Annotated in this window: 10 protein-coding genes; all 10 read right to left on the bottom strand. The window is 67.9% G+C overall.

The window, feature by feature from the left end; genetic code table 11:
* Positions 1-62: 62 nt before the first annotated feature.
* A complete protein-coding gene (locus tag AC1RPL_RS04360) occupies positions 63-1,523 on the bottom strand; it encodes a rhamnogalacturonidase (protein WP_493068029.1) in 1,461 nt (486 codons plus the stop codon).
* Between the two features lie 12 nt (positions 1,524-1,535).
* A complete protein-coding gene (locus tag AC1RPL_RS04355) occupies positions 1,536-2,717 on the bottom strand; it encodes a rhamnogalacturonan acetylesterase (protein ID WP_493068028.1) in 1,182 nt (393 codons plus the stop codon).
* 170 nt (positions 2,718-2,887) lie between these two features.
* Positions 2,888-4,786, bottom strand: a complete 1,899-nt coding sequence (locus AC1RPL_RS04350) for a rhamnogalacturonan lyase (protein WP_493068027.1) — start codon at positions 4,784-4,786, stop codon at positions 2,888-2,890.
* A gap of 67 nt (positions 4,787-4,853) precedes the next feature.
* Positions 4,854-6,401: an alpha-N-arabinofuranosidase gene (locus AC1RPL_RS04345; protein WP_493068026.1), complete on the bottom strand. Its 1,548-nt coding sequence runs from the start codon at positions 6,399-6,401 to the stop codon at positions 4,854-4,856.
* A 73-nt stretch (positions 6,402-6,474) separates the two neighbouring features.
* The gene (locus tag AC1RPL_RS04340) at positions 6,475-9,480 is read right to left on the bottom strand and encodes a TonB-dependent receptor (RefSeq protein ID WP_493068025.1); all 3,006 of its coding nucleotides are present in this window, start codon (positions 9,478-9,480) and stop codon (positions 6,475-6,477) included.
* Between the two features lie 134 nt (positions 9,481-9,614).
* Entirely contained in the window at positions 9,615-10,238 is a 624-nt protein-coding gene (locus AC1RPL_RS04335; RefSeq protein WP_493068024.1) for a LutC/YkgG family protein, read from the bottom strand.
* Positions 10,235-11,626 carry a lactate utilization protein B gene (locus tag AC1RPL_RS04330; RefSeq protein ID WP_493068023.1) on the bottom strand — a complete coding sequence of 464 codons (1,392 nt, stop codon included), beginning with the start codon at positions 11,624-11,626 and terminating at the stop codon, positions 10,235-10,237. The genes AC1RPL_RS04335 and AC1RPL_RS04330 overlap by 4 nt, the downstream gene beginning before the upstream one ends.
* Positions 11,623-12,384, bottom strand: coding sequence for a (Fe-S)-binding protein (locus AC1RPL_RS04325; RefSeq protein ID WP_493068022.1), 762 nt, complete (start codon positions 12,382-12,384; stop codon positions 11,623-11,625). Before AC1RPL_RS04325 ends, AC1RPL_RS04330 begins: the two co-directional genes overlap by 4 nt.
* Positions 12,381-13,169, bottom strand: a complete 789-nt coding sequence (locus tag AC1RPL_RS04320) for a rhamnogalacturonan acetylesterase (protein WP_493068021.1) — start codon at positions 13,167-13,169, stop codon at positions 12,381-12,383. Before AC1RPL_RS04320 ends, AC1RPL_RS04325 begins: the two co-directional genes overlap by 4 nt.
* Positions 13,166-13,930 carry an L-rhamnose 1-dehydrogenase Lra1 gene (lra1, locus tag AC1RPL_RS04315; protein WP_493068020.1) on the bottom strand — a complete coding sequence of 255 codons (765 nt, stop codon included), beginning with the start codon at positions 13,928-13,930 and terminating at the stop codon, positions 13,166-13,168. Before lra1 ends, AC1RPL_RS04320 begins: the two co-directional genes overlap by 4 nt.
* Positions 13,931-13,938 lie beyond the last annotated feature (8 nt).

Genomic DNA, 13,938 nt, shown 5'->3' with positions numbered 1-13,938 from the left:
CCTCTCCTGCCCATTATGTGGGACTATAACTCAGGATATGGTAGTCCACGCGCGCCGCCGCGTCAAACCTTGGCGGGCCAGTCCGGCGCATCTTCTACGCGGGCGACGCTGGTGTCGTCGAGCAGCACCGGCGTGCGCGGATCGGCGCCAGCATGCGCCAGGCGCAGCCCCTTGACGTCGAGCCCGACGACATGGCGCGACCACAGGCCGCGGGCGGGGGTGGGGCCGAACATGCTCGGCTCGGGATAGGCGTCGGCAAGTTCGGGCGGGACTGGCGGCACGGGGCCAGGGAAGCCGCTGTCGAAGCCGAGGTCGACGTCGCGCAGATGGACGCATTCGATCGGATGGCCGGGCAGGCCCGCAAGGATCGCGGCGAAGCGCGGGTCGATGCCGCGTGCATGGAGTCCGCGTATCTCGATGTTGCGCATCGCGCCCACCGAAGTGCCTTCCGGGCCGCGCAGCCGGGCGCCGAGGCGGAGGAAGAGCGGCGCGGTGGTGACGTCGTCCATCACCAGGTTTTCGGCCAGGACGCCCTCGATCGTGCCGCCGTCTACGCTTTCGATCGCCAGGCCCCGGCTGCGCTCGAAGCGGCAGCCCTGGATGCGGATGCGGCGGAAATCGCCATTGCTCTCGGTGCCGAGCTTGATCCGGCCGGTGACGCGGTCGCGGTCGGGCGCGAGAAGCTGGGTGCGGGCGCGAGTGCCGTCGAGGAGCGTGCCGAGGTCGTAGCCCGAAACCTGGCAATCGTGGATCGTGATGTCCTCGCAGGAGGAGCGCCGGCCGAGGCCCAGGCTGGTCTTGAGCACGATCGCGTCGTCGTTCGGCGAGTTGACCCGGCAGCGCTCGACCGTCGCGCGGCGGACGCAGTCGAGGTCGATGCCGTCGCGATTGGTGTCGATGCTCAGGCCGGTAATGGCCAGGTCGTCGACTTCGCTGGCGAGGATGGCGAAATGGCCGCCCTTGAAGATCGTGAAGTCGGCGAGGCGGACACGCCTGCAGTGCGCGAGCGCGATCGCCTTGTTGCCCATGCCCTGCATCGCCTGGCGGCTTTGCTCGAGCCGGGCGACGTCCGGTACGGGCATCGCCGCCATCGAGAGTGGGCGCTCGCCGGCCTGTTTGCTCCAGGGCGTGCCGGGACCGTTGCGAGTGAGGCCGAAGCCGTCGATCCGGCCCTTGCCGACGATCGCGATGTCCTCGGCATCCTCGGCCCAGATCAGGCTGTTGCGCCAATGGCTGTGGCCGAAATCCTGGTAGAGTTGGGGGCCGCGATCCTCGGGCAGGTCATAGGCGCCGAGCGGCCCCTTCTCGGCGGCGATCAGCGTGGCGCCCTGCTCGAGCGCGAGGGTGATGCGGCTCTTGAGCTGGATCGAGAAGCTGAGATAGCGGCCGGGCGGGAGGAGGACGATGCCGCCGCCCGCGGCTTCGGCGGCGCGGATCGCGGCGTTGATCGCCGGGCTGTCGAGCGCGATGCCGTCGCCGCGCGCGCCATGGTCGCGGACGTCGAAGAGGTGGCCGGTGCGCATCCTAGTTCGTCATCAGCTTCCCGCCGGCCTGAGGCTGCTCGCCTCGATGCTCGGCGCGATCGCCAGCGTGTCGAGCGCAGGGCGCGTGGGGTCGAAGGCGCGGGCATCGGGAAAGAGGTGGGCGGCGAGCTCCGGGGGCATGCTCGCCGCCACCGCACGGGCGAGCAGCCAGGCGCCGGCATTGTTGTGGTGGGTCTTGTCCTTGCCGCCATCGTTGAACAGGCGCGGGGCCTGGTCGGGGCCGAGCGCTTCGTAGAGCGCGATCGTCGCCGGCTGCAGGTCGATCAGCGGCACCTGCTCCTCGCGGGCGACCTTCCGCATCGCCTCGGCATAGTCGAACAGGGTCGGCTTGATCCGGCCATTCGCGAAGTTGCGGCGCTCGGGCGAGGTGACCAGCACCGGATGCACGCCGCGGCGGCGGGCTTCGGCGATATAAGTGCGCAGCCAGGCGGGATAGGTGACCGCAGGATCGGCATAGGTCTGCGGCCACTCGGCCTTCTGGTCGTTATGGCCGAACTGGATGAGCAGCCAGTCGCCGGGCTTCACCAGCGAGAGCAGCTTGTCGAGGCGCAGCTCAGTGACGAAGGATTTGAGCGTCTCGCCCGATTCCGCGTGGTTGGCGATAGCGATGTCGGGGCCGAACAAGGCGGGGAGCATCTGGCCCCAGCTCGCGGCTGGCTCGGCGCGCTGATCGGTGACGGTGGAATCGCCGGCGAGGAAGACCGTGGGCACCTCGACCGGCTCGATGTCGATGCTGGCGACTTGGGGATCGCCGAGGAATTCGAGGGTGAGCTTGTCGTCCCAGCTGTAGCTGCCCGCCTCGCGTGGCTTGAGCCGCACCTGGCTGCCCCCCGGCGCATTGGCCGGGGGCGGGGCGAGCGCGGCGGTACGGATGTTGACGACGAAGCTCGCGGTGACGGTCTGGCCGGGGCGAGTGGTGACGGCGCGCAGCATCAGGCGGCGGGACTCGGCCTTTATCGTGGTGTGCGAGGCGGTGCGGCGGCCGCCCAGGCGGACGGTCACGCGGTAATTGCCCTCGGGCAGCGCGGCGGAGAACAGGAATTCGGCGCCGCGGCGCTCGGGTTCGTAACCGAAGCTGCCGGGGGTGTAGGGCTTGTCCGCGGGCACGGCGATGCGGCCGGGCGCGGGCTCGGCGGCCGGTGCCAGGTCGAAATGGAGGGAGGGCTGGGTCATGGCCATCAAAAGAGTGATTAGCAGCATGGGGGCATGTCCGTCATCGGGTGGCGCTTTCCTTCGTCATCCCCGCGCAGGCGGGGATCCAGGGTTACTGTGCCCGGCCAGTCCTGCTTGGCTCTGGATCCCCGCCTGCGCGGGGATGACGGAATAGAAGAGCGGTCTGACGGTCACTCGCCGCCCAGATAATAAGAGAGGTGCGGCGGCTGGTTGTAGGCGGTGTTCTGCCAGGCCACGCCGAGCCGGTAGACCGGGTCGTGCATCAGCGTGACGATCCGGTAGCTCGTCGGGATCGGGGTGGTGTAGATGCGCAGTTCCCTGCTGTCGGCGCTGGACAGGACGAGCTCCTCGCGCCAGTCGCCCAGGATGTCGGCGGAGAGCGACGGGTTCTGCTTGGTGCCGTTGTTCGAGACGACGCCCTCGGGATCGAGCAGCGGCTTTTCGCTGCTCGTCGTCCAGTCCCATTTGGTGATGCGCTTGCCGTCGAGCAGCTCGCGCAACCGGTCGCCGTCCCACCAGATGCCGAAATTCGCGGCCTTGGGGTGACCACCGGGGATCACATTGCCCTTCACGTCGTAGAGCTCGCGCGAGTTCGACGCCCAGGCCTCGGCGCCCGGATGGCGCGGGTCGATGTCGATCGCGATGCCGCGGCCGGTGTCCTTGTCGGCTGGGGTGGACCAGAGCAGCGCGCCGGTGCGCGCGTCGAGCATCGCGGCGCCGCGATTGCCGCTCTTGCGCATCTCCTCGTGCACGCCGAATTTCTCGAGGCCGGGGCGGCTGGGGTCGAGATCGGAGACATGCATCGTGTCGCCGTGGCCGAGCTCGGACGACCAGAGCCCCTTGCCATTGTCGTCGACGGCCATCGAGCCGTAGATCACTTCGTCGCGGCCATCGCCGTCGACATCGGCGACCGAGAGCTGGTGGTTGCCGTTGCCGGCGTATTTCTCGTTGCCGGGCGTGGCGGTGTCGAACACCCAACGGCTGGTTAGCTTGCCCTTGCGATAGTCCCAGGCGGCGACGACCGAGCGGGCATAATAGCCGCGGCCGAAGATCAGGCTGGGCTTGTGGCCGTCGAGATAGGCGACCCCGGCGAGATAGCGTTCGGAGCGGTTGCCATAGCCATCGCCCCAGGTCGCCTTCATCTGGTCGAGCGTCGGATTGTCGCCGCTCGGATCGCGGGAGGGCGCATAGGGCGTGGTGGCAAGCGCGCGGCCGGTGCGGCCGTCGAACACCGTGAGATATTCGGGGCCGGCGAGGATGCGGCCCTTGAGCGTGGTCGTCTTGCGGCCGTCGGCGGCCACCGTCGAGCCGGTGCGATCGGGAACCTCGACCTGCTGGTCGCCGTGGCGCCAGTCCTTCGTGGGATCGCCGATCGCCTTGCCGGTGCCGTCGACCGTGCCGTCGGCGGTCTTCATCGCGATCTCCGCGCGGCCGTCGCCGTCGAGGTCGAAGACCATGAACTGGGTATAATGCGCGCCCGAGCGGATGTTGCGGCCGAGGTCGATGCGCCACAGGCGCTTGCCCTCAAGCGTGTAGGCGTCGAGCAGGGTCTCGCCGGTATAGCCCGAAAAGGCATTGTCCTTGGCGATCGTCGGATACCATTTTACGATCAGCTCATAGCGGCCGTCGCCGTCGAGATCGCCGACCGAGGCGTCGTTGGCGGTGTAGCTGTAGGTCTCGCCTTCGGGCGTGACGCGGTCGGCGGGCTTGTCGAGCGGGATCGAGAGATAGCCGGCGGCCCAGGGCGTGACCGTCGCGCCGGGCCTGGCTCCGGCGATTGCGACGGCATAGCGCGAGGTGGCGGTGCCGGTCTTGTCGAGCAGGCTGGTCGCCTGGGTGGCGGAGACCTGCGCCAGGACCTTGCCGTCGCGGTAGAGCGTGAAGCGCGTGCCCTTGGCGTCGGTGCCGAGCAGCCGCCACGAGACGTGGTTGCCGCCGGACGCCGCGGGGACGGCGACGAGGCCGCGATCGAGCTTCTCGACCTGCCGGCCCCTGAGCGTGGGCGTGCCCTGGGCAAGCGCGGGACTTGCCACGCCGGTCATCAGCATTGCCAGCAGCACAGTACGCATCGAACTCTCCCTCAATTGCAAAGCGGGCCGCGTCCCGTTTGGAATCGCGGCCCGCCTCCCCCTTTTCTCAATGCAATGTCAGCACCACCACAGATGCGGGCGGCAGCGTTGCGCGCAAAGTGCCGCCGGAGACGCTCGCGCCGGTGAAGGCCGCGGGCTCGACCGTGTCGGGCGCGTCGAAGCTGTTATGCGCCTGGATCGCGCCGGTGAGGACGCGGCCATCGACGCTGCTTGCGGTCACGCCGGCCAGCGCGGCGCTGATGCTGGCAGGGCGGTTGGGATCGACATTGACCAAAGCGACATGGACCAGCCCGTCACCGCCACGCGCCGCGGTGACGCTGACCGAGGGCATCACCCACTGGTCCTTGTTGTACCAGGGCGACGTGACGTCGACCGGCAGGAACGCCGCGTCCTGGAAGGGGCGGTACATCTCGAAGACATGATAGGTGGGCGTGAGCACCATCTTCGATCCATCGGTCAGGATCATCGACTGGAGCACGTTCACCATCTGCGCGATATTGGCCATGCGGACCCGGTCGGCATGGCGGGTGAAGATGTTGATGTTGAGCGCGGCGACCACCGCGTCGCGCATCGTGTTCTGCTGGTAGAGGAAGCCGGGATTGGTGCCCGGCTCGACATCGTACCAGGTGCCCCATTCGTCGACCGCGAGGTTCACGCGCTTCTTGGGATCATATTTGTCCATGATCGCCGAATGCTTGGTGATCAGCTCCTCCATCTGGAGCGTCTTGGACAGGGTGAGCGCATAGTCGGCTTCGTCGAACTCGGTCGCCGAGCCCTTCTTTCCCCAGGTGCCGGGGACGGTGTAATAATGGACGCCGATGCCGTCGAAGGCCTTGCCCGCGTCGCGCATCATCACTTCGGTCCAGTTGTAATCGCCCGAATTGGCGCCGCTGGCGATCTTGAGCGTCTTAGTCTCATAGGGGACCTTGACGAAGGTGCCGTAGCGGCGCGTCAGGTCTGCGGCATATTCGGGGCGCATGTTGCCGCCGCAGCCCCATAGCTCGTTGCCCAGGCCGAACATCGGCAGCTTCCAGGGCTCCTTCCGGCCGTTCTTCGCGCGCAGGTCAGCCAGGCTGCCGGCGGGCGCGGTCATGTATTCGACCCACTCGGCCATTTCCTGCGGCGTGCCGTTGCCGACATTCCCCGAGACATAGGCCTCGGCGCCGATCAGTTCGGCAAAGTCCATGAACTCGTGCGTGCCGAAGCTGTTCGGCTCGGTGACGCCGCCCCAATGGGTGTTGACCTTGGTCGGGCGCAGCTTGCGCGGGCCGATGCCCTCGCGCCAGTGATACTCGTCGGCGAAGCAGCCGCCGGGCCAGCGCACCAGGGGCACGTGCAGCGCCTTCAGCGCCGCGACCACGTCGTTGCGATAGCCCCTGGTGTTCGGGATCTTGGAATCCGGGCCGACCCAGATGCCACCATAGATGCCGGTGCCGAGATGTTCGGCGAACTGGCTGAAGATGCGACGGTCGATCTTCGCGCCGGGCGTGTCCGCGTGGATGGTGACGGTTGCCGCCGGCGCGGTCTGCGCGAGCAGCGGGGCAGGGGCGGCGAGCGCCGTTGTGGCGAGCGCAGCGGGCATCAGAAGGCGCATGGGCGAAAGACGCATCGGTTTCCCTCGGCAAGAAAATAGGGCCGCCCCGAAAGGCGGCCCTTAGGGAGGCACTCTAGAACTGGAAATTCACACCGAAATTATAGGTACGGCCGATCCGCGTCTGGAACAGCGTGTCCTGTCGCGTGCTGTCGATGTAGAGGTTGTTGCGCTCGTCGGTGAGATTCTGCGCCTCGAGGATCAGCTTGATATTGTCGTTGATCGCGAACGAGGCAGAGGCATCGACGAACATGTTGGGCGAATTGCCCTGCAGATCGCTGCCCGGCGAGGCCGGGATCGCGCGGATGTAGCGATCGCGGTAGCTGGCCGTCGCGCGGATCGAGAACTTCTTGTCCTCGTAATAGATGGTGCCGCTGGCGGTGTTCTTCGACAGGTTCACCAGGTCGGCGGTGGTGGTCACCGTCGGCACGCCGTTCACGCTCGCCAGCACATATTGGATCTGCGAGGTGACGTGCGTGTAGTTGGCGAGCACGCCGATATTGCCGAGGAAGCTGGGCAGGAAGCTCAACTGCAGCTGGGCGTTGACTTCGATGCCCTCCAGCGGGCCGCCCCGGGTGTTGACCAGCTGGCCGACCGTGAAGATCTCGGTCGGCGCCGTCGACGAACCCGCGAGCAGCGCATCGGGAAGGCCGAGCTGGTTGAACGGGATCTGGCTGGTGACGCGCTGGATATAGGTTTTGATGTTCTTGCGGAAATAGGCGACCGAGATCAGCGAACCGGGGCGGAAATACCATTCGAGCGCGACGTCGGCGGTGTCGGCGCGGATCGGCTCCAGATACGGGTTGTTGATGTTGCCGGTGCGCGTCGTCGCGGTGATGCCGCTGGTCGGGGCGAGCTGGCCCAGCTCGGGGCGCGACATCACCTTCGCCGCCGAGATGCGCAGCAGCAGATTGTCCATCGGCTCGATCACGACGTTGCCCGAGGGCAGCCAGTCGTCATAGCCGCGCATCACCTGGGCATATTGCCCGCGCAGGCCGGTGGGCGTCGAGCTCGCCGGCGTCGCCGCCACCGAGATATAGCCCGCCGCGAGCATGTCGGTGCGGACATAGCGCACGCCCAGGTCGCCGCGCAGCTTGAACGGCAGCGCATCCTCGGTGTCGAAGGTGAGCATGCCATAGGCGCTCTTGATCTCCTCGCGGATGCGCGAGGCGCTGGCACCGCATTCGGTCCGACAGAACTGGATCGCGTCGTAATTGAAGACCTGCGCCCATTTGTCCGGATCGATCGCGGCCCAGCTCGCCGGAGCGCCGGCGCCGAACAGCGAATCGAGCCCGGTGATCTGAGTGGTGATGCTGGCCAGCGTGGTGCCGGCTGGCAGCGCCTGGACGGCGGCCTGCGCGGTGTAGGGGAGCGAGGTGTAGGCGCTATAGTCGCTCTTGCGATACTGCCCGCCGAACTTGAGCTTCACGCCGTCGGTGACGGTCCAATCGCCATTGGCTTCGGCGGTGATGTTGTCGGTCTGGTTCTTGGACGGCTTGCCCTGGAAGCTGAACCCGCCGAGCACGGTGCCGTCGGCGAGCGTCGGCGCATAGTTGAAGTTGTTCGGGTTCGACACGTCGACGCCGAAATTGATCTTGGGCGTGGAGCCGCCATCGCGGAAATCGATGCTGAAATTGTCGGCATCGATGATGTCCATGAAGGTCTGGAAGCGCTTGGGCCCCCACCATACCGACTGGTTCATGCCGAAGAACATGGTCAGCTCGAACTTGTCGCTGAAGCGGTGGCGAAAATTGATGTCGCCCTGCTTGAAGTCCGAGATCCAGTGATCGACCAGCCCTTCCGAGCGGATGTCGACGCCGTCGAACAGGCCGTAGACCAGCGAACCGTGCGTATCGAACTGGATGTCGCGCACCGAGACCATCGGCTGGCCGTTATTGGTGACCGAGCGGCCGAACGAGATGCCGGCGATATAATTGTCGCGGCGGGTCACGTCGTAGCGCGAATAGAGGCCGTCCACGCTGATATCGGTGTCATCGTCGGGCGAGAATTGCAGCGAGATCGTGCCGCCGAGGCGCTCCGTATCCTGGGTCGAGTTCACATAGCGCGGCAGGCGCGGCAGGAAGGCGCCGCTGCCCGGCGTGTTGGGCAGGTCCGCGCGGCGAAGGGCGGTGACGGTGTTATAGGCCGCCACCGTGCTGGTGCGCGGATTGTCGGTGCTGCACAGGGCCGGTGTCGCGCCCTTGGTACCGGTGGCCGGGCTCTGCGGCAGATAGCCGATCGGCGTGCAGAAGGGCTGGATGACCGCGGGGCCGGCGCCGTCCGGATCGAGACCGTTGGTATTGGCCGACAGCACGTCGACCGCGGAATAGCCGACTTCGCGGATATGGCGCTTCTGATAGGCGACCGAGGCGAGGATGCCCCAGCTGTCGCCAAGCTTCTTCGAGACGAGCAGCGAGCCGCGCGGATCGACCTTCTTGCTGAGCTCGTTATAGACCCCGCGCGCGGTGGCGCTGAGGACGAAGTCCTTGGCGAAATCGAGCGGCTTGGGCGCCTTGAGATCGACCGTGGCGCCGAGCGAGCCTTCCTCGACATCGGCGGACGTGGTCTTGCGCACCGACAGTGCCGAGAAGATCTCGGTCGGGAAGACGTTGAAGTCGAAGCTGCGGCCCGAATTGCCGGCGCCATAGATGTCCGACGAGCCGGTCTGCGAGGTGCCTTCCATCCCGTTGATGCGCACGCGGGTGAAGCCTGAGCCGAGGCCGCGCACCGCGATGTTGCGGCCCTCGCCGCCATCGCCGCGCGAGAGCGCGACGCCGGGGACGCGCTGCATCGATTCGGCGAGATTGCTGTCCGGGAACTTGCCGATGTCCTCGGCGACGATCGAGTCGACCGCGGCCGTCTCGTTGCGCTTCTGGTTGAGCGCGCTGTTGAGCGATGCGCGGAAGCCCTGGACGACTATCTCGGCGTCCTGGCTGTCCTGGGCTGCAGTGGCGGGTGTGTCGCTGCTCGGCGCGTCCTGCGCCAATGCGGGCTGAACCCAGGCGAGTGCGGCGACCAGCGCCAGGCTCGAAACGCCGCGACCGGTAAGCGTCGGGACGTTGGAATAGGAACGACGAATCATCTTCCCCTCCTCTCTAGCTATCCTCTCCGCCGCGCCTGTTGGCGTCTACGGAATCTCATTTTCTGTTATTATGTCCCACTATGTATGACGCGGTTTTGCATGATCGCAAGCGCAATTTTGGATAATTAGTCTGACTAACTCGCGGCGTGTCCGAGCAGCAACACATGCAGGAAGCGTGGCCCGTGGGCGCCGCGGACATATTGGCCCTCGATATCGGTGGTTCCGGAGACACCGGTTACCCAATAGCGCGCGCGCGGCCAGCCCGTGGGGGGGGGGATGTCCTCGAGATGCGCGACCAGGGTTTCGGCGCGGACGAGGACGAGATGGTGGAGCGCCAGGAAATTGGGGAGCATCGGCGCGGTGGGGCCGGTGTCGAGCACGAGCGTGCCGGTCTCGGCGACTGCGGCGGTGGCTACCGCCAGCACGGCGGCGCCATCGATCGGCAGCGTCGGGTCGCGGGCGATGCCGCGCCAGTCCAGCGCCTCCAGCACCGGGTCGGGCGGGAGGGTGAGGCGCGGGGCGGGCGCGTGGTCCGCGAGATAGGCCGCGATGGCGGCCGGGAGCGCGTCGAGCGCCGCAACATGCGCGAGGGTGGCAGCAACGCTCGGGCCGGCGAGGCGCTCGGCGAAGGTCGCGGCGAGCGCGCCGGGATCCACGGGCGGGCGCTCGGGGCGGTCGAGCAGCGCACGCGCCTCGGCCGCGAGATCGGCGGCGGGACCGGTGCCGAGGCGGCGCAGGATCGCGTCGCGGGCGCTCATCGGCGCTTCTCGCGGTAAAGCTCCATGAAGGTCTTGCCCTGCGGCGCGGGCAAGTCGCGGTGGCGGGTCCAGCTGCCGGCGAGCGGCAGCGTCGCGATCCAGCGCCGGCCGAACAGCCGCATCGCGCGGACAGCGATTCGGGAGGTGAAGCGATAGAGGCGGGGGCGCCGCGCCACCCAGGCCCAGAGCCGTACCGCGCCGCGCGTCGAGACGGGCTCCAGCCCCTCGCGCCAGCTCTTCTCGCGCCAGCCGCGCAGCAAGGTGGGGAGGGGGATGGCGACCGGACAGACTTCCTGGCACTTGCCGTTCATCGTGCAGGCCTGGGGCGAGTCGCGCGACGCGGCGAGCCCGTCGAGCGCGGGTGTCAGTACTGCGCCCATCGGGCCGGGATAGGTGCCGCCATAGGCGTGGCCGCCGATCTGCCGGAACACCACGCAGTGGTTCATGCACGCGCCGCAGCGGATGCAGCGCAGCATCTCGGCCAGCCCTTCCGCGCGCATCCTGGTGCGGCCATTATCGACCAGGACGATGTGCATCTCCGTGGGGCCGTCGGGGTCCTCGGGGCGCTTCGGGCCGGTGTAGAAGCTGGTGTACTGGGTCAGCGCCGCGCCGGTCGCCGAGCGGGCGAGCAGGCGCAGCAAATGGACGGCGTGGTCCATCGAGGGGACGAGCTTCTCGATCCCCGCGGTGACGATATGCACGCGCGGCGGCACGACCGACAGCTCGGCATTGCCTTCGTTGGTGACGGTGCAGACCGCGCCCGAATCCGCGATCAGGAAATTGGCGCCCGAGATGCCGACATCGGCGCCGAGCATCGCGGCGCGCAAATGGCGTCGGGCGCTCTCCGCCATTGCGGCGATGCTCTCCTCGACATGCGGCTCGGCGTGGCGGGCGCGGAACAGGGCGGAGACCTGCTCGCGCGTCTTGTGCATCGCCGGCCAGACGATGTGCGAGGGGCGCTCGCCGGCGAGCTGGATGATGTGCTCGGCCAGGTCGGTCTCGATCCGCTCGATCCCGGCCTCGGCCAGGGCATGAGGCAGGCCGATCTCCTCGCCCAGCATCGACTTGGCGCGGGCGACCGATTTCGCTCCGGCGCGGCGGCAGATGTCGATCACCATGCGGCAGGCCTCGTCGGCGGTCTCAGCCCAGTGGACCTGCGCGCCGGCGGCCACGGCATTTGCCTCGAACTGCGCGAGATATTCGCCGAGATTGGCGATCACATGGTCCTTGATCGCAGCGGCGCGGGTGCGGGCTTGCTCGAAATGATCGAAGGCGGCGATGGCAGCGGCGCGCTTGGCCTCGGCGGTACCGGCGGTGCGTTCGACGGCGAGCTTGAGCAGCGGATCGGCGAGCGCCTCCGCCGCGCGGGCCTTGAAGCCGGCGCTCATCCTTCCTCGCCGATCGCGGGTCCGGCGCCCATGCCGGCAAGGACCTCGACCGTGTGCATCGCGCGTACAGCAGAGCCACGGCGGTGGAGCTTGCCGGCCATGTTCATCAGGCAGCCGAGATCGCCGGCGAGCAGCAGTTCCGCGCCGCTCGCCTCGACGGCGACGGCCTTTTCGTCGGTGATGGCGTTCGAGATGGCGGGATATTTGACGCAGAAGGTGCCGCCAAAGCCGCAGCACGTCTCCTCGCCCGCGAGCGGGGCGAGGCGCAGGCCTTCGACCGCGGCGAGCAGCCGGCGTGGCTGGGCCTTGATGCCGAGCTCGCGCAGGCCCGAGCAGCTGTCGTGATAGGTGGCGGTGAGCGGGAGCGTCACGCCCTCAGGGCGCCAGCCGCACACCTGGTCGAGGAAGGCGAGGATCTCCCAGGTGCGGCCGGCCAGGTCCTGCGCTCGAGCGTGCCACTCGGGATCGTCGGCAAGGATCTCGGGATAATGGACGCGGATTGTGCCGGCGCAGGAGCCGCTGGGGACGACCACATGGGGATAGCCCTCCAGCGCCGCGATCGTCGCGCGGGCCAGCGCTTCGGCATCGCGGCGGTCGCCCGAGTTGAGCGCCGGCTGGCCGCAACAGGTCTGGCCCCGGGGGACCACCACGTCGCAGCCGGCCGCCTCCAGCACGTCGATCGCCGCGAAGCCGATCCGCGGCCGCATCGCATCGACGAGGCAGGTGACGAACAGCGCGACCTGGCGGCGCGCGCTCATCGGCAGGCTGTGCTGCCGAGCGGGGTGGTGCGGGTCAGGTCGGGACGCTCGGCCAGCACCTTCTCGGCGATCGGCAGCTTCAGGCCCTTGAGCTCCTGCGCGACCAACTCGGCCATCGCGCGGGCGCCGAGCTCGCTGAAATGGGTGTCGTCGTCGACGCCCTTGGGAAAGCCCGGGGCATGATTCTCGGGGCGGAGGTGGAGATAATAGCCCTTCGATCCGTCGAGCCCGAGATGGCCGATATACTCGGCTGAGCGTGCCTCGAGGTCGAGCAGCGGCGTGCCGGTGGTGACGACCAGCTCGCGCATCACCTGGCTGTATGCGGCGAAATCGGTCTTCACCTTGCCGTCGACGAAGTTGCGGCGGACCGGCGGGGTGACCAGCACGGGGACGAGGCCGTGGCCGCGTGCTTCCCAGATCATCCGCAGCAGATTGTCGCGATAGACGGTCGCGGCGGGGGCATAGCGCTCGGGCTTGTTGGCGCTGGCGTCGTTATGGCCGAACTGGATCAGCACCAGGTCGCCCGGCTTGGCGTCGGCGAGCAGCGTGTCCCAGCGTCCTTCGGAGAGGAAGGTGCGCGTGCTGCGCCCGCCGATAGCGCGGTTGATCACTTCGGCATCGGGGGTGAGCCCGCATTTGAGCATCTGGCCCCAGCCGGTCTGCGGATAGCGGTCGGGACCGTAGAACTGCGCCGTCGAATCGCTCGCGACGAAGATGCGCGACTGGGCGAGAGCGGGGGAGGCGAAGGCCATGAGCCCCGTGGCGGCGAGCAGCAGCCCCCTCATTGGAGGTTCACGAATGCGCCGCCGTCGACGAGCAACGCCGCGCCGGTGACATAGGCGGCCAGGTCGGAGGCGAGGAAGACGATCGGCCCGGCAAGATCCTCGGGCTGGCCGAGCCGGCCGAGCGGGACGCGGCTCTCCATGTACTTGCGCTTGGCCTCGTCGGCGAGGTCGTCCTTGTTGATCTCGGTCAGGATCGTGCCGGGCAGCACCGAGTTGCAGCGGATGCCGTGCTTGCCCAGCGCGATCGCGGCGGACTGCATCAGCGAGTGCAGCCCCGCCTTGGTCGGCGTGTAATGCGTCTGGTATTCGCCGCCGACCAGCGCCGAGATCGACGAGACCGCGACGATCGCGCCGCCCTGGCCCTGTGCGACCATCTGCCGGGCTGCCGCCTGGCACATGAAATAGCCCCCGAGTAGATTGACCTGCACGGTGCGCTCGACGGTCTCGACCGGCATGTCGAGGAAGCTGTGGAACGGGCAGATCCCGGCATTGGAGACCATCACGTCGACCTTGCCGAACGCCTCGACCGCTTTGGCGACAAAGGCCGTGGCGGTCGCGGGATCGGCGACATCGCCCTTCACCGCGATCCCGCGCTGCCCGGCCGCCTCGATCTCGGCAATGCACGCTTCGGCATCGTCGTCGCGGCTGTGATAGTTGATCGCCACGTCCGCGCCCGCCCTGGCCGCGCCGACCGCGGCCGCGCGGCCGATCCCGGTCGAGGCGCCCGTGACGAGCACGGTCTTGCCTTCCAACAGCTTCACGACTCTCT

This window comes from Sphingomonas sp. GW821-FHT12D09 (assembly GCF_058807215.1).
Note: the sequence above shows the minus strand (reverse complement) of the source record. Positions and strands in the feature narration are given on the sequence as shown.

What these genes read in the sequence shown, in the direction of transcription:
- AC1RPL_RS04360 (WP_493068029.1), bottom strand. Translation starts at nt 1,523, where the DNA reads ATGCGCACCGGCCACCTCTTCGACGTCCGCGACCATGGCGCGCGCGGC.
- AC1RPL_RS04355 (WP_493068028.1), bottom strand. Translation starts at nt 2,717, where the DNA reads ATGACCCAGCCCTCCCTCCATTTCGACCTGGCACCGGCCGCCGAGCCC.
- AC1RPL_RS04350 (WP_493068027.1), bottom strand. Translation starts at nt 4,786, where the DNA reads ATGCGTACTGTGCTGCTGGCAATGCTGATGACCGGCGTGGCAAGTCCC.
- AC1RPL_RS04345 (WP_493068026.1), bottom strand. Translation starts at nt 6,401, where the DNA reads ATGCGCCTTCTGATGCCCGCTGCGCTCGCCACAACGGCGCTCGCCGCC.
- AC1RPL_RS04340 (WP_493068025.1), bottom strand. Translation starts at nt 9,480, where the DNA reads ATGATTCGTCGTTCCTATTCCAACGTCCCGACGCTTACCGGTCGCGGC.
- AC1RPL_RS04335 (WP_493068024.1), bottom strand. Translation starts at nt 10,238, where the DNA reads ATGAGCGCCCGCGACGCGATCCTGCGCCGCCTCGGCACCGGTCCCGCC.
- AC1RPL_RS04330 (WP_493068023.1), bottom strand. Translation starts at nt 11,626, where the DNA reads ATGAGCGCCGGCTTCAAGGCCCGCGCGGCGGAGGCGCTCGCCGATCCG.
- AC1RPL_RS04325 (WP_493068022.1), bottom strand. Translation starts at nt 12,384, where the DNA reads ATGAGCGCGCGCCGCCAGGTCGCGCTGTTCGTCACCTGCCTCGTCGAT.
- AC1RPL_RS04320 (WP_493068021.1), bottom strand. Translation starts at nt 13,169, where the DNA reads ATGAGGGGGCTGCTGCTCGCCGCCACGGGGCTCATGGCCTTCGCCTCC.